Annotated in this window: 15 protein-coding genes; 11 read left to right on the top strand and 4 right to left on the bottom strand. The window is 64.1% G+C overall.

Going from position 1 to position 14,405, the window contains the following annotated elements; all coding sequences use genetic code 11:
* Positions 1–102 precede the first annotated feature (102 nt).
* The 4 genes from ACR4XW_RS15765 (at position 103) to ACR4XW_RS15750 (ending at position 4,219) form a co-directional block, all read left to right on the top strand.
* Positions 103–408 (top strand): hypothetical protein, encoded by a 306-nt coding sequence (locus ACR4XW_RS15765; protein WP_434761530.1) that lies wholly within the window; start codon positions 103–105, stop codon positions 406–408.
* 5 nt (positions 409–413) lie between these two features.
* Positions 414–2,024 (top strand): M23 family metallopeptidase, encoded by a 1,611-nt coding sequence (locus ACR4XW_RS15760; protein ID WP_434761529.1) that lies wholly within the window; start codon positions 414–416, stop codon positions 2,022–2,024.
* Positions 2,025–2,183: 159 nt separating this feature from the next.
* Positions 2,184–2,447, top strand: a complete 264-nt coding sequence (locus ACR4XW_RS15755; protein WP_434761548.1) for a helix-turn-helix domain-containing protein — start codon at positions 2,184–2,186, stop codon at positions 2,445–2,447.
* Positions 2,448–2,986: 539 nt separating this feature from the next.
* The gene (locus ACR4XW_RS15750; RefSeq protein ID WP_434761528.1) at positions 2,987–4,219 is read left to right on the top strand and encodes a hypothetical protein; all 1,233 of its coding nucleotides are present in this window, start codon (positions 2,987–2,989) and stop codon (positions 4,217–4,219) included.
* Positions 4,220–4,875: 656 nt separating this feature from the next.
* On the opposite strand, the gene ACR4XW_RS15745 is transcribed toward ACR4XW_RS15750, so the two are convergent.
* A complete protein-coding gene (locus ACR4XW_RS15745; protein ID WP_434761527.1) occupies positions 4,876–5,781 on the bottom strand; it encodes a ParA family protein in 906 nt (301 codons plus the stop codon).
* 260 nt (positions 5,782–6,041) lie between these two features.
* Here ACR4XW_RS15745 and ACR4XW_RS15740 point away from each other — a divergent pair, with 260 nt between their 5' ends.
* The 3 genes from ACR4XW_RS15740 (at position 6,042) to ACR4XW_RS15730 (ending at position 8,096) form a co-directional block, all read left to right on the top strand.
* On the top strand, positions 6,042–6,305 hold the full coding sequence (locus ACR4XW_RS15740) for a type II toxin-antitoxin system Phd/YefM family antitoxin (protein WP_434761526.1): 264 nt from the start codon (positions 6,042–6,044) through the stop codon (positions 6,303–6,305).
* Entirely contained in the window at positions 6,302–6,562 is a 261-nt protein-coding gene (locus ACR4XW_RS15735) for a type II toxin-antitoxin system RelE family toxin (protein ID WP_434761525.1), read from the top strand. The genes ACR4XW_RS15740 and ACR4XW_RS15735 overlap by 4 nt, the downstream gene beginning before the upstream one ends.
* A 643-nt stretch (positions 6,563–7,205) precedes the next feature.
* Positions 7,206–8,096, top strand: coding sequence for an ArdC-like ssDNA-binding domain-containing protein (locus ACR4XW_RS15730; RefSeq protein WP_434761524.1), 891 nt, complete (start codon positions 7,206–7,208; stop codon positions 8,094–8,096).
* 105 nt (positions 8,097–8,201) lie between these two features.
* Here the strand turns inward: ACR4XW_RS15730 and ACR4XW_RS15725 are convergent, their stop codons facing one another.
* The 3 genes from ACR4XW_RS15725 to ACR4XW_RS15715 all read right to left on the bottom strand — a co-directional run bounded on the left by ACR4XW_RS15725 (position 8,202) and on the right by ACR4XW_RS15715 (position 10,553).
* The gene (locus ACR4XW_RS15725; protein ID WP_434761523.1) at positions 8,202–8,792 is read right to left on the bottom strand and encodes a DNA-binding protein; all 591 of its coding nucleotides are present in this window, start codon (positions 8,790–8,792) and stop codon (positions 8,202–8,204) included.
* Between the two features lie 430 nt (positions 8,793–9,222).
* Complete coding sequence (locus ACR4XW_RS15720) at positions 9,223–10,164, bottom strand: cation diffusion facilitator family transporter (RefSeq protein ID WP_434761522.1); 942 nt, start codon at positions 10,162–10,164, stop codon at positions 9,223–9,225.
* A 2-nt stretch (positions 10,165–10,166) separates the two neighbouring features.
* Positions 10,167–10,553: an ArsR/SmtB family transcription factor gene (locus ACR4XW_RS15715; protein ID WP_434761521.1), complete on the bottom strand. Its 387-nt coding sequence runs from the start codon at positions 10,551–10,553 to the stop codon at positions 10,167–10,169.
* 126 nt (positions 10,554–10,679) lie between these two features.
* Here ACR4XW_RS15715 and cmtR point away from each other — a divergent pair, with 126 nt between their 5' ends.
* From cmtR to ACR4XW_RS15695, 4 genes are read left to right on the top strand one after another with little or no spacing between them, the layout of a single operon-like run.
* Complete coding sequence (gene cmtR / locus ACR4XW_RS15710) at positions 10,680–11,054, top strand: Cd(II)/Pb(II)-sensing metalloregulatory transcriptional regulator CmtR (RefSeq protein WP_434761520.1); 375 nt, start codon at positions 10,680–10,682, stop codon at positions 11,052–11,054.
* The gene (locus ACR4XW_RS15705; protein ID WP_434761519.1) at positions 11,051–13,018 is read left to right on the top strand and encodes a heavy metal translocating P-type ATPase; all 1,968 of its coding nucleotides are present in this window, start codon (positions 11,051–11,053) and stop codon (positions 13,016–13,018) included. The genes cmtR and ACR4XW_RS15705 overlap by 4 nt, the downstream gene beginning before the upstream one ends.
* Complete coding sequence (locus ACR4XW_RS15700; protein ID WP_434761518.1) at positions 13,018–13,665, top strand: DsbA family protein; 648 nt, start codon at positions 13,018–13,020, stop codon at positions 13,663–13,665. Before ACR4XW_RS15705 ends, ACR4XW_RS15700 begins: the two co-directional genes overlap by 1 nt.
* The gene (locus ACR4XW_RS15695; RefSeq protein ID WP_434761517.1) at positions 13,658–14,290 is read left to right on the top strand and encodes a vitamin K epoxide reductase family protein; all 633 of its coding nucleotides are present in this window, start codon (positions 13,658–13,660) and stop codon (positions 14,288–14,290) included. The genes ACR4XW_RS15700 and ACR4XW_RS15695 overlap by 8 nt, the downstream gene beginning before the upstream one ends.
* Positions 14,291–14,405: the final 115 nt, after the last annotated feature.

Raw genomic sequence — 14,405 nt, 5'->3', positions numbered from 1 at the left:
CCCTCAGCCACCCCGGCTCCGACCACAGCACCAGAACCGACGTCACCACCCGAGTCCACTCCTACGGCTACGCCTACCGCTATGCGGGGGCCGGGTGTGGCAGTGAGTGAGTTCATCGCTGCCTGGTTGGAGTCCGACCCCACCGCGCGTGCCGATGCGTTGGAGGCGACCGCGATCCCCCACCTCGCTGCGCTCCTGGTAGACACTGACCCGGTACGGATCCCGGACGCGACACCGGACGGTGTCCCGCGGGAAATCCCGCTGCCGGCTGGTGCTGGACCGGAGCACTCTGCGGATGCACAGCGCTGGGCCCAAGACCTCAGCGACGAGACCACGGTGTGGGTCGACATCATCCCCGACCCCGAACGGGGCTGGTTAGCCGCGGCGATCCAGCCCGCCACCCGGTGAATGTGATGAAGGGTAAACGTTCCGGATTCCTCGTGGTCGGTGTGGTCGCCTTGGTGACGTTGTTCGGGTCGATCGGGTTGATCATGCTGGGCTCCCCACCTCCACCCCAGGCGTTGGCGATGTGCTGGCCCGGTGCCAGTACCGCCGATCTGCCGCGGGTGGATGGCCTCACCGATGACCAAGTCGCTGTCGCTGCGGCGATCTGGCGTACCGCGAACGCCGAAGCCCACCACCTCGACGGCACCGGCGACACCGTGGGGGATGAGGCTGCGGTGATCGCGATTGCTGTGGCCAATCAAGAATCCTCCCTCGGCGCGAACCCTGCCTCCCGCACCCCGAACCGGTACGGCAACGCGGGCATCTTCCAGCAACGCACCCTGCCCGGCTGGCACATCGCCCTTGATCAGGCCAACGACCCCGTCGCCTCGACTCGGGTGTTCCTCCTCGGGGCCACTGTCACCGAAGAAGGCCACGCCGCCGCGCAACAAGCTGGTACCGATCCGGCCGGGCCGGTGGGCTATCAGATCCCTGGACTCGCCCAGGTGGATGGGTGGCAGGCCGTGTCGGCGATCGACGCCGCCCACACCGTGCAGCGATCCGAATTCCCCACCGCCGTCGCCGACGACCTCCCCCTAGCACGACAGTTGGTGACCGCGTTTCGCCAAGGCCACATCGACAACCCCACTGCAGCGGTCGGACTCGATCAAGCACCCTGCGCGCCCCTGGGCAGTGAGGAATGCACACCCACCGGGCTGAGTATCGAGGCCGGTCTCACCCCCGATGCGCTGCGCGTGTTGCGCTGCCTGCATGCACAATTCCCGCAGGTCCAGCACTGGGCTGGCATCGGGGAACGCCCCGCCGGGGTTGATGACCATCACCAAACCGGTAAAGCGATCGACGCGATGATCCCCGACTGGGACACCGCCGCGGGCAACCAGCTCGGCGACCAGATGGCCGCCTGGCTGCAGACCAATGCTGAGACTCTCGGTGTTGTTTACATCATCTGGGACGGCCACATCTGGTCCGTCGCCCGGGCCAGTGAAGGCTGGCGGCTCTGCGGCAGCCCACAAGGATCCTGCTACGCCGGGCCGAATCCCACCCTCGCCCACCGCGACCACGTCCACGTCTCCGTCCACGGCTACGCCGGCGGCACCGACAACGGCGGAACCCTCCCCGGCACCAGCAACCCAGGAACACGCGTCCAGCCCGTGCGGAACGCCACCATCACCGCCCGCTGGGGACAAGTCGGCGCGTGGTCTCGCTACCACACCGGGGTCGACTTCGCCGCAGCCATCGGCACCCCCGTCCTCGCCGCCGCCAGTGGGACCATCACCCACACCGGATTCGGCGGTGCCGCCAGCGGATGGGCCGGACACTGGGTCTCCATCCGCCACGACGACGGCACCCACACCCTCTACGCCCACCTCGGCGGATCCACCGTCCCCGTCGGTCAACGCGTCACCGCCGGCCAACCCATCGGCGTCATCGGCATGACCGGACGCACCTTCGGCCCACACCTCCACTTCGAGCTCTACCCACCAGGACGAACACCCGGACAGGTCTACACCAGCGTCGACCCACTCCCCTGGCTCAGCGACACCCGGCCCGGTACCTGAGGCCTCTAATCATGCGGTTCTCTGTGAATTTGTCTCCGAACTATCCATTAAGCGATAGCATACGGGAGATGAGCGCAGCTTCTAGTCAACTGGGACAATGGCAGGGTGCCGACTTATGCCGATCCGCCCCTTCCACCGGAAGTGGAGCCAGTCGTGCAGATGTTCGGAATGAACCGAGTTCGCGTGGCGATCATGCTTGCGCTGGCAGCACGAGGTGGCAGCGCCACTACAAACGAATTGATCGAAGAACTCCAAACTCGACAAAACACCATCAGCCGTCACCTCCGAGACATGGAAGAGACGGGTGCCGTAGTAGCGTCAGTGCCCCGCGATCAACGTGTTGGCGGGGTTCCTGTCAGCTGGTCATTGGACCGTGTCAAAGTCCGGGCACAGCTCGATTGGCTTCGCGTACGCATGCTTTAAGCGCTAACTGGCTTGGTGCCGCGCAAGAATGCTGCGACACGCCACGCCGAATCCAGGTTCCAGGAACCCTCTCATGGTGTGATCTGACCATGACGACGCTCAGCGCTAGCAGCCACAACAAGGGTGGTCGACCGAGCAAGGGTGATCGACGACCGTTCAAGACACGTGTCCGACGTGACGTCGCGCAGCGGATCTTTGAGGAGTCCGCAGCTCGCGGAATCCCGATGAGTGACTACATCGAGATCATCCTGGCCCAGTATCACGGCGCCGATGTGGCGATGCCTGAGCCAGTAGATCCCTCGGAGCAACTGCCGATGACTGGATAACCCACGCAGGGCAATGCCCTGGACAGGGAAATGATGAAGCCCCCCGCGCCAACGGAGGGCTCATCGAATCAAAACGTGTGAGGTCCCTACCAAGAATCCTCACACCAAGCCTGATTGGAACTGCATGTTTCACCTACAGGCGGCTTTATGCTGCCCATCTTAAGCCACCCCTCACGCCGATACCAACATCCCGCCGAAGAACCCTCCCCTGGCGTGTCGCACCACGCCGACCGCTACACCCGGCTTGATCGTGTTCGGCCCCATTCGCCACTGTCGTTGCGCACTATGCGCAAAGCCACCAGCGCGCCCGAACGACGCCAAGGCCTCGCCGCACCCAGAGTCCCCCGCTACATCGCCCGGCGGATCCCCTACTGGCCAGGCCAAGAACAAATGCTCGACCTGGTCAAGCAGCTCGCCACCCACGCGACCGTGCGCAGTATCTGCCGGGCCCACCAAGTCAGCGTCACTACGTTCTTGGCTGTCGTTACTAACGACATCCTCGACGCCGACGTCATCACCGGCCGCGGCATGCGCACCTCACTCCCCGTCGCCGCTGCCCGTATCGGCCGCGGAGAACGCCAAGTCACCCGCGCCCGCCGCGTCGCCGTCGCCATCGGCATCTACCTTGAGGTTTTCCGCGGCCGCGAACTCACCTACGAAGAACGTCGCATGCTCACCCAGCACCGCCCCGGACACGGCCAACGCGGCCTCCCCAGCGAGTACTGGATCACACCGTTATCCCCGAAACTCCGCCGCCGCATCACCGAACCCGAACCCGGCCAGATCCTTACCCTTGTGGAAAACCCGGGGATAACTCACCCACACCAACAACGCTTCGTCACCCTTCCCCTACGGGGTAAAGAATCCCTTCACACTTACGTTTTATCTATCCTCCGTAAGGCCGCTGGCGCGGCACAGAATGAGCGGCCTCCGGCCGCGCACCAACAAAAGAGGCGGCGGAGACCCGATCTGGCGTTCAGCGAACGAGTGATGCGCCACGAAGGCCTCCAAAGACTGTTCGCAAACTGGACGACTTACCAAGCAGCGGCCCAACTCCGCGACTACCTGAAAGCCGGGTGGCTCCCCCACGCCCTCGGCGACGCCATCGATGAACAAATCACCCGCCGCGGCATCCGCCGCACCGGCCCCGCACACCACCCCTGGTCCCTCCTACAGGCATGCCTGCAAGAAATCCCCATCGACCCCGACGAATGGGTACCCGCCGGACCAATGTTCGAGCTCGCCCAACCCTGCGGGCGCTGCTACGGCGGCTGGCACATCGACCACGGCGGCGGCTTCACCACCGTCGAGCCCTGCCCCACCTGCGACCCCGGTGTACTCCTCCGCCGCGACGCCTACGGCAACACCTGGCACATCGACCCACCCGACAAACACCAGGTCGCCGGGTGGGAGCCCTGGGATGGAGAAGGCGAGTGCCCGTTCTGATGCGTTATACGGCTAGGTACGCGGTTAGAACCGCCACGACAAACGGTGAGCGCTTCGAAGCACCATGCTGTTCCGCATGCGGTGAGCTTCGCCCTTGCGTCAAGTGTCAACCCAGAGCACGCCCAGTCAGCGACTTAAGGCGTGCCCTAAGTACTATTTGTGTTCCAAATATTCCCTGAGCGCAACTGTGCACATGCGAGATCGAGAGGGTGCCCGCAGTGCTGTCACAAGTTGGTCGATAACCTGCACGTTGCTTGCCAGCACCCTTAGGGACAGGGTCGTCAGCGGTTCATTGACACGGGGGGCGCTGCGGACGAACAAGCCACTGCGACGGTGGGTCTCCCCCTCTTCGAGTAAGGCGGGCAGACTGTCCCGAGTTGCCTCGAGTGCGTCCATCAGAACGTCGGCTTGGGCGGCCTTGTCACTGGCCGCGCGATCTCGGAGCGCTTCAGCCACAGCCACAGGAAGCGAAAGAGTCACTCGTTTGAACCCGGAGGCCGAAGGAGGCACCGACTTAGCCGGGCTAGAGGCCCGTCGTTTGGTCGGTTCCGGCGCTGCAACCGGTACGTCTGGTTCAGCAGGCTTTCGCCGTGGTGGCCCGACAATTTTGGTAGAACGCGCGAGTCCGGGAACAGGCTGGAGCTGGGGGCGGTCAGTCATGCTGTCACCTCCACAGCATCTTCGCGTGCGGCGATGGCCCGCAGGATCTCATCGGTGAGCAGCACCAGATCATCAGCCAGAGCAGGAGCCGAGCCCGGAACACGCTGCGGTTTGCGACCCTCCTGAAGTGCCTTCCAGTAGGGCTCGGCGTTGTCAACCCGCTCGGCCACCTCGTGCAGGAGGATGCCCTGCTCTTCCGACTCAACTACCGGCGCCAAGGCATGCCGGATCACGGAGTCGAAAATCGGTGCCACTCCCCCGAGTGCACTCTTGATGTCTTCTATCGCGTTGCGGCGGATAACCTTCGCGTTGGTTTCGACGTCGTACAACACCACGCCGAGCAATTCGAGCTGCGGGTTGGTGTCCCTGACCGCTGCCATGTCGACGGATAGTGCCCGTAAGCCTTCGATGCTGGTCCTGCCAGGGCGGGTGGGTACTACGATCCATCGCGTCGCCCCCAGCGCAAGCCGGAGCAGCAACGGCCGCGTCGGCGGGGTGTCAAAGACAACTAGGTCGTAATCGCCTGCCACCTGTGCCAAGGCATCGGCGAGGAGCGAGTGAACACCCTGGCCTCGTTTCAGCTTCCCGGCGAGCAAATCTTCCAGTGAGTCCAAGGCCTCGCCACCTGGAACAACGTCCAGATTGGGGCGCACATCCGTTAGGAGTGGGGTCAAGGGTTTGCCGTGCATGAGCACATCAACCATGTGCTCGCCCCCGTCGGACTCATCACGCCACCTGTATCCCAGGATGTGGCCCACGTTGCCCTGAGGATCAAAGTCCACCAAGAGAACTCGCCACCCCGCAGCCGCGGCTAACCCCGCCAAGTTGCACGCCGTAGTGGTTTTACCCACGCCGCCTTTGCCGTTGGCGACTGTGACCACCCGATTTAATGCCCCAGCCATCGTCATAAGAAGAGTCCTACAGCATGAACCCATGACATGCCTTAAGACACGCCGTAGTGCGCGCCTAGGGTTAGTCATAGGTTGACTCTCAGTCACTCACACAGGGCGCGACCTAAAGCACAAAGTAAGACGCGCGTTAAGGCATGCCCTAAGTCGGCGCTTCTTCAGCATGGGGGTCTGCTAGGGGAGGGCTCGAACACGGCCCCTCTCGGCGCGATACTGCACGTGTACACAAGCGCCTCAGGGGCTACAATGTTCATATGGATACCGTGAGCAGTGAAGTCACCACCCGTGAACTGCGCAGCCAGCTCTCCGACGTGTTGAGCCGTGCGATGTACGCAGGAGAGCGCATCGGTGTCACCCGCAACGGGAAACTGGCCGCGGTCGTGGTGAGCGTTGCCGACCTCGAAGCACTTGAAGAGTTCGAGATGGCCCACGACGTTCGCGCCTACCGTGATGCCAAGTCGTCCGACGACGGCACCCGTGTGACCCTAGATGAGCTGCGCGCTGATCTGGCTTCGTGACCTACCGTGTCGAGTTCACTGCCGCGGCAGCGCGGCAGATCAAAAAGTTACCCCGCGTGGCGCGTGATCGCGTCCTCGACAGCATCGAGGAACTGACGGAAGACCCCAGGCCCCGAGGGTCAAAGAAGCTTGTCGGTGAGAAGACAGCGTGGCGGATTCGAGTCGGGGACTACCGGGTGATCTACGACGTGTTCGACACTGAGCTGACCGTGACGGTCGTGCGAGCTGGCCACCGTCGCGACGTGTACGAACACTGACAACACGATGGATTGATGCACCCCCGTGCAGCATGGACGGTCGAAGTAGGGGATGGGCGGGGAAGTGCCACAGCTTGTGGCACATTTCGCTTCGAGCCAACTCGCAGGGTGGCCGCGCCATGATCAGCTCATGCGGAATACAGGCTCCCGCCTGTTTCGGTGGGACGCCGACGCACTTACTGACCGTAGGCACGCCCTTCCTTGGTAGGCGGTTCTGGTCGCGCATTCAGGCGCATCGAAGGGGTGTCTGGCGCGCACTTCCGAACTCCTCGACCGTGCAATGAAGGGAAGGCCCGCGAAACTCCCACGTGAAACGTCGCATAGCCAGGTGGCGTCACTGAGGCTGCGCCTGCCAACGTCGGCCCTTTGGGCCGAAAGACCCCTGTAGAGGGATACCGGTAACCCTTCTTGGGACCCTTCATCGTCTTTGAGGGCGGGGCCCGGCATCAACCGTTCTTCGGCACCTGCGGTGCCTGCGGCCTTGCGGTACTCGACAACTTTTCTTGCCCCCTTACGGGGCCGCTGACGCTGCTGCGAAAACTTCTCTCCGTTCCCCGGCACCACGGTTGACCCCGCACCCCTCCCTAAAAGACGCGGCGGTTGTCCCAAGAAGGGGGACGACCAATCGGGAGGAGACCCAGACATGGCACGCAACACCACCACCGCAAAGATCGAAAAGCGCCAAGCCGAAGCCGCGCAGCTGCACGAGACCCTCACCCACCAGATCGAACAACTCCGCGACTCTGACCAGTGGCTACGCTTCCTGGCCTTCGCGCAGTCGTTCCACTCCTACAGCCTCAACAACCTGTTGCTGATCCTCGCCCAGAACCCCGCCGCCACTAAGGTTGCCGGGTACCGGTCCTGGCAAAAGCGCGGCCGACAAGTCCGCAAAGGCGAAAAGTCGATCCGCATCTTCGGCGGCCGAGAGGTGACCATCACCGAAGAAGACGACAACGGCAACGAAAAGACCCACAAGCGCGTCCGCTTCTTTCCCGTCTCGGTGTTCGACATCACCCAAACCGAACCCATCGACCCCGACGTTGCCGACCCTCACACGATCGCGCAGCGCCTCACCGGCGAAGATCCGCACAACATCACTACCCAGGTCGCGGACTGGTTGGCGGGGGAGGGGTGGCAGTTCAGCATCGAAGACACTGGCAATCCCGAACTCAACGGGTACACCACCATCGACGGCACCCGCCGCGTCGTGGTCAACCACGGAATGTCCCCAGCGCAAACCGCGAAGACTGCACTCCATGAAGCCGCCCACGTCATCCTGCACGCCGACCACGACCTGGCCGACTACATCGCCCACCGCGGCACCGCAGAGACCGAAGCCGAATCGGTCGCCTACATCGTCGCCGGACTCCTCGGCCTCGACACCAGCGCCTACAGCGTCGGCTACGTCGCCGGCTGGAGCAACTGCGACACCGACCTCGTCAAGGCCACCGCCAAGAATGCGCTCAAGGCCGCTCACCTACTCGCCGACGCCTTCACTCAACCCCAGGGGGAGGGGATCGCTGCCACCGCCTGAGCCTCGAGGGGGGAGCGGGTCGCACGCAACCCGCTCCCTCGCCCGGCCCACACCACAGGCGCGGGCCGGCCATTGCTTGGGTCACGTCCCCCAGGAGAAGCCGGGTCAATCGTCCTTCGGCTTGACCTCTTCCAAAGCCTGTGCGCGGGCTTCTGCTCGATCGGCGCGCGATCGCTGCTCAGTCACCGCCGCGGCCTGGGCGTCGGCTCGTTCCCGGGCAGCAGCAGCATCGGCGCGCACCCGCTCCAACTCGGCCTGCAACGCCTCCACACTCGCCTCGGCACGATCGGCCCGTGACCGGTACTGCCCCAACTCTTCGATCGCGGTCGCCGCGTCGGTCCGGGCCTGGTCGCGTTCCCCCTCCAGCTGATCGATATCGGCTGTCAGGGAAGAGCGTTCCGCCTCCACGGCTTCCAGCTTGGTCTGCCAACCCGCCCGCTCGGTGTCGAACTCAGCCCGCGCCGCGGTGTACGCCTCCCGCCAAATCGCCTCCACGCGCACCACCAGCGTCTCCGGCACCACCGGTACCGCACCTTCCGCTTGGCGGCGCTCATTCCATACCCGCGCGGCCTCGGCAGCCACCGTCATCCGCACTCCGGAGCGCTGCCGCACCGCCCGCGCTGTCACCGCCTCCCCGGATGCCGCCAATTCCTCTGCTGCCTCGTCTGCCCGCTGCTCCGGCGTCTTCTCCGACATAAACTCTCCTAGATACGGGAGTAACTATGTTTCCCGTTTCCCACGTTACTACATGTTCAGCAGAAGCACCCGCGTTCGACGGTTGTCGCTTCACCCTCCAGCAGGGTGAAGCGGTTCGGGTAGCCGCTATCGATATCCCAACTACTTCGCGATCCTCGTCGCTGGCTCGCTTCCTCCATCGGATCGAAGGAGTTGAAGCCCAAAGCGGCGGTGCTGCATGTTCTGGGTCGTTCGGTAGCTTGGACTCATGAAAATGGCATGTGCAGATTGTGGATGCATGGTCGAACGGGGCGCGATCGTGCATGCGTGTGCTCGGCATCCAGATTGTTGCTGCCGGGACGTATCAACCAGTGCAAGGTCGGAGAGTTGGACGTAGCTGACCTGACCAGTCCCGACGAGGTCGACCGATGGTCCGGTTGGCGGCGGAAAGTTACGCGTGTTTCGTGGTGGACGGTTCGTGCTCGGCGATGTGCTGGGTTTCGATTTGGAAGGTCGAGTGGTGGATCGACACCTCGAAGTGGCCGGCGACACATTCCTTGATGTCGTGCAAGATCGCGGCGGCGTGGCCGTCGGTGAAGCATTTGTCGTCCACCACGACGTGCGCGGTGAGCGTGGGAAGCCCGGTCGCGACCGTTGATGCGTGCAGGTCATGCACGTCCTTCACGTGCTCCAAGGCGAGGATGTGTCGACGCACCTCATCGAGATCGAGCCCCCGCGGAGTGAACTCCATCAACACTCGCACCGTTTCGCGCATGAGTTTGATTGCGCGAGGAACGATCAGCGCAGCGATGAGTAGGCCCGCGATGGCATCAGCCTGCTGGAAACCGGTCGTGGCAATGATGATGGCGGCGACGATCACCCCCAGTGAACCGAGCGCATCGTTGAGGACTTCGAGGAATGCGGCGCGCATGTTCAGGTTCGCGCTCCGGCTCGATGCGAGGACGGTGATCGCGATGATGTTGGCGACAAGCCCGATGATGCCGAAAACGAGCAGCTCGCCGGCGGGAACGTCCGGCGGCTCGAACATGCGTCTGATGCCCTCGATCGCGGCATAGGTACCGACGACCAGCAGCAGGACCGACTGCCCCAGCGCGGCGATCACTTCGATTCGACGAAACCCCCAGGTGCGCTTGGGGTTTGCCGGCCTCAGCATCAGCGTGGCCGCGATCAGCGCGACCAGCAGTCCGGACGCGTCGGTGATGGCGTGGGCCGTGTCGGTCAAGAGCGCGAGACTGCCGGTGATCACCGATCCGACAGCTTGGGCCACGACGATGGTGGCGGTGATGCCGAACGCGATCCACAACTTCTTACGGAAATCACCCGGGAGACTGGCCTCATCGACGACCGGCCCGTGACTGTGTCCAGCCCCCATGACTATTTGTCTCCCCGCCTGGTCGTGACCCGGTTCCCGGGTCGCAAATGCGCACACAGCACCGCCTGAGTTCCGGTGGCATCGAGGATGGCCTCCGCGGCAGCGATGAGATCCCGCAGCAAATCGCGCTCGGCCAGTGAGTACCACGTGGCGCGCCCTTCGGGACGGGTTGCGAGCAACCCGCATTCAAGCAGGAAAGCGACGTGCTTACTCACCGTCGATTGCGCGAGCCCCATGTGCTCGACCAAGTCACGAACCCGGTGCTCCCCAAATGCGAGGTGTTGCACGATTGCCAGCCTCGTGGGCTCGGCGAGTGCTTGGAACAAGTGCGCGTACGCGGTCGTCGCCACCTCATCCAACGGCGAGACCCACACTCTTTGTACCGTCATATAGCGATGATATCGCAATGCAGCGATCTATCAAGGTCGATGCGTGCTGTGGCTGCTTGGCCTGAGGGCCGTCCATCACGGGGTGAGGCGCCACGGATAGGTCACTATCTGCTGTATGGTCACTGCATGCTGACTATTGCTTCACGTCTGGATGCGATGAACCGGTTGGGTCGTGCGATGGCGGATCCGACACGGTCGAGGATTCTCTTGTCGTTGCTGGAGGGGTCGGGGTATCCGGCGAAACTGGCGCGGGAGTTGGGGCTGACGCGGACGAATGTGTCGAACCATCTGACGTGTTTGCGGGGGTGCGGGATCGTGGTGTCGGAGGCGGAAGGTCGACAGACGCGCTACGAAATTGCCGACCCTCACCTGACGGCCGCGTTGACGGCGTTGGTGGACGTGACGCTGGCGGTGGATGAGGACGTTCCATGCATTGACCCCACGTGCAGCGTCCCAGGCTGTTGCGATGCGCCGAACGCGTCTGCGCAGGATGTTTCATGAGTGAGGCGTGTGGCTGCGACGACCCGACCGTCACACCGGTCCGTGAGGCTGACGAGGTGGAACGTCCGTGGTGGCGTGACCCTGCTGTGCTGGTGCCGGCATTCTCCGGGGTCGCGTTCGTCACCGGTCTGATCCTGGAGTGGTCCGGGCTGGAAACCACAGCGGCAGTGGTGTTCTGGGTCGGTCTGTTGCTGGGCGCATCCACGTTCGTGCCCGGCGCGATTCGCAGATTGGTCACCCAGCGCAAGCTCGGCATCGGCTTGTTGATGACGATCAGCGCGACCGGCGCGGTCATCCTCGGGTATGTCGAAGAGGCAGCGGCGCTGGCTTTCTTGTACTCCATTGCCGAAGCGCTGGAAGACAAAGCGATGGACCGAGCTCGCTCGGGGTTGCGGGCGCTGTTGAAGCTCGTGCCCGAGACCGCCACCATCCGGCGTGATGGCGTGTCGGTGGAGGTGCCTGCGAAAGAGATCACGGTTGGGCAGGTGATGCTGATCCGGCCCGGGGAGAGGGTCCCCACCGACGGGATCGTCTCGTCGGGGCAGTCGAACTTGGACACTTCGGCGATCACCGGTGAGTCGATCCCGGTCGAGGTCGAGCCCGGTGACGAGGTTTCTGCCGGTGCGATCAACGCCGCGGGAGTGTTGGAGGTCGAGGCGACCGCGGCGGGCACCGACAATTCGCTGACCACGATCGTGGAACTGGTCGAGCAGGCTCAGGCTGAGAAGGGCGACCGAGCGCGCATCGCGGACCGGATCGCTCGCCCGCTGGTGCCCGGGGTGATGATTCTCGCCGTCCTCGTCGGGGTGCTCGGATCGCTGTTCGGAGACCCCGAGCTGTGGATCACCCGTGCCCTGGTGGTGCTGGTCGCGGCGAGTCCGTGTGCGCTGGCGATAGCGGTGCCGGTGACAGTTGTCTCCGCGATCGGGGCGGCGAGCAAGTTCGGTGTCGTCATCAAAAGCGGTGCCGCGTTCGAACGCCTCGGCGGCATTCGCCACGTGGCTGTGGACAAGACCGGCACCCTCACGCGCAACGAGCCCACCGTCACCGCGGTGATCCCCACCGGCGAAATCGACGCCGATCAGGTGCTGGCATACGCAGCGGCGATCGAACAGCACTCGACCCACCCGCTGGCCGCCGCCATCACAGCCGCCGCGAAATCCGTCCCGGTGGCACACGAGATCTCGGAGGAAGCCGGGCACGGCATCACCGGCCTCGTCGACAACCACCGGGTCAGGGTCGGCAGCCCCCGCTGGCTCGACCCCGGCCCCCTCGCGACGCGCGTCGCAGAGTTGGAAGCCGAGGGACAGACCTGCGTCCTCGTCGCCCTCGACGGCGCCATCACCGGTGCGATCGGGATCCGCGATGAACTGCGCCCCGAAGTCCCCGAGGTCGTAGCTGACCTGCGCGGTCAGGGCATCGAGGTGAGCATGCTCACCGGCGACAACACCCGCACTGCCACCGCTTTGGCCGACATCGCCGGAATCACCGACGTGCACGCCGAACTGCGACCCGAGGACAAAGCCCGCCTCGTCACCGAGTTCGCCAGGAAGAAGCCGACCGCGATGATCGGCGACGGCATCAATGACGCCCCCGCACTGGCGGGAGCCACCGTGGGAATAGCGATGGGAGCAACCGGGTCGGACGCGGCCATCGAATCCGCCGACGTCGCCTTCACCGGCCACAACCTGAACCTGCTCCCCGCCGGCCTGCGGCACGCGCGCCGCGGCCGGACGATCATCAACCAAAACATCGTGCTGTCCCTGGCCATCATCGTCGTACTATTGCCGCTGGCAATCACCGGTGTGCTCGGCTTGGCAGCGGTCGTCCTCGTCCACGAGTTCGCCGAGGTCGTCGTGATCGCCAACGGGCTGCGTGCCGCTCGCACTCCCCGAAAGGGGGTTGCGTCCGGGAAGGGCAGTGCGGTGTCGTCGAATCGTCTCACTGCTGTAGGAGGTACCTGATGAGTCGGAGTCGGAAACTGTCGGTGGCGATGATCGTTGCCGCGGTCGTGGTTGTGGTCGGCTTGTTGGTCTTCACCAACCGCGACGACCGACCCACCGCCACCTCCGAGACCGCAGGCATGGGGACGGAACCGTTGGTGCGTGAGGACAGCCCTCGACTGTCCGACGGTGGTGAGGCGGTGTTCGTGGAGTTTTTGGACTTCGAGTGTGAGGGGTGTGTGGCGCTGTACCCGGTGATCGAGGATCTGCGGGACCGTTACGGCGACCGCGTCACTTTCGTCGTGCGCCACATGCCGTTGCATGGCAACTCGCTCAACGCGGCTTTGGCCGCGGAGGCGGCCGCTGAGCAAGGTGAGTTCGAGGCGATGTACCAGCGACTGTTCGAAACCGCGGAACAGTGGGGTCACCAAGAGGCCTCGCAGCGCGAGACCTTCTTCGGCTACGCCGAGGATCTAGGTCTGGACATGGAGAGCTTTGCGACCGCCTACGACGACCCGGCCACGTCGGCGAGGGTCGAGCAGAGCATCCAGGACGGTCAGACTCTCGGCGTCAACGGCACTCCGACGTTCTTCCTCGACGGCGAACGGCTCGACCCTCAGAGCCTCGCCGATCTGGAGAACAGCTTTGATGCCGCACTCAATGACTGACCAGGCCACTCCTACCGGTCAGCACGCCACGACGATCGACCGCAGCAGCCGTGGTCTTGGCCTGCTGTTCACGGTGGCTGGTCTCATCGGCCTGATCGCGGCGGTCGTACTGCTGGTGGAAAAGATCGCGCTCACCGAGAACCCGGACTACGTTCCGACGTGCAGTATCAACCCCGTGCTGTCGTGCGGGTCGGTCATGCTCACACCGCAAGCGGCCGCGTTCGGCATACCCAACCCCATCATCGGGATCGCCGGGTTCGCTGCCGTTGCGGTTGTCGGGGCCGCGGTGCTGGCCGGAGCACGATTCGCCGTCTGGTTCTGGGTGGGTGTCCAGGCCGCAGTCACCTTCGCGATCGTGTTCGTGCACTGGCTCATCTTCCAAAGTCTCTTCGTCATCGGCGCACTGTGCCCCTACTGCATGATCGTGTGGGCCGTGACCATCCCGATCTTCTGGCACACCACCGTCCACAACATGAGCAGCCTCCAGCGCGACGACGCATCGCCCGGCTCGCGAACGATCACTCTGCTGCAGCAGTATCGCGGGGCAATACTCACCGCTTGGTACATTCTCGTCATCGCGCTCATTGCCTGGCGATTCTGGGATTACTGGACGACCGTTCTTTGATATGTGCCCCAGGGAGTGGCCGCGGCGGGCCACGTGTTCTTCAGGTTCCCGTGAGTGCCTTGGTCGCGGCATTCAGCGGGGTCGGTGCAGCTGGTAATAGGCACGGGTGATCAGG

The organism is Pseudenemella bisphenolivorans (genome assembly GCF_051133435.1).
Lineage (GTDB): Bacteria > Actinomycetota > Actinomycetes > Propionibacteriales > Propionibacteriaceae > JAAYAO01.
The sequence above is the reverse complement of the archived record's forward strand: the minus strand, read 5'-3'. Positions and strand labels throughout refer to the sequence as shown.

Bases quoted from the DNA above. Each gene is read 5' to 3' on its own strand.
- ACR4XW_RS15760 (WP_434761529.1), top strand. From the start codon at position 414: ATGAAGGGTAAACGTTCCGGATTCCTCGTGGTCGGTGTGGTCGCCTTG.
- cmtR (WP_434761520.1), top strand. From the start codon at position 10,680: ATGCTGACTATTGCTTCACGTCTGGATGCGATGAACCGGTTGGGTCGT.
- ACR4XW_RS15695 (WP_434761517.1), top strand. From the start codon at position 13,658: ATGACTGACCAGGCCACTCCTACCGGTCAGCACGCCACGACGATCGAC.
- ACR4XW_RS15740 (WP_434761526.1), top strand. From the start codon at position 6,042: ATGGATACCGTGAGCAGTGAAGTCACCACCCGTGAACTGCGCAGCCAG.
- ACR4XW_RS15700 (WP_434761518.1), top strand. From the start codon at position 13,018: ATGAGTCGGAGTCGGAAACTGTCGGTGGCGATGATCGTTGCCGCGGTC.
- ACR4XW_RS15755 (WP_434761548.1), top strand. From the start codon at position 2,184: ATGTTCGGAATGAACCGAGTTCGCGTGGCGATCATGCTTGCGCTGGCA.
- ACR4XW_RS15705 (WP_434761519.1), top strand. From the start codon at position 11,051: ATGAGTGAGGCGTGTGGCTGCGACGACCCGACCGTCACACCGGTCCGT.
- ACR4XW_RS15715 (WP_434761521.1), bottom strand. From the start codon at position 10,553: ATGACGGTACAAAGAGTGTGGGTCTCGCCGTTGGATGAGGTGGCGACG.
- ACR4XW_RS15725 (WP_434761523.1), bottom strand. From the start codon at position 8,792: ATGTCGGAGAAGACGCCGGAGCAGCGGGCAGACGAGGCAGCAGAGGAA.
- ACR4XW_RS15720 (WP_434761522.1), bottom strand. From the start codon at position 10,164: ATGGGGGCTGGACACAGTCACGGGCCGGTCGTCGATGAGGCCAGTCTC.
- ACR4XW_RS15730 (WP_434761524.1), top strand. From the start codon at position 7,206: ATGGCACGCAACACCACCACCGCAAAGATCGAAAAGCGCCAAGCCGAA.
- ACR4XW_RS15745 (WP_434761527.1), bottom strand. From the start codon at position 5,781: ATGGCTGGGGCATTAAATCGGGTGGTCACAGTCGCCAACGGCAAAGGC.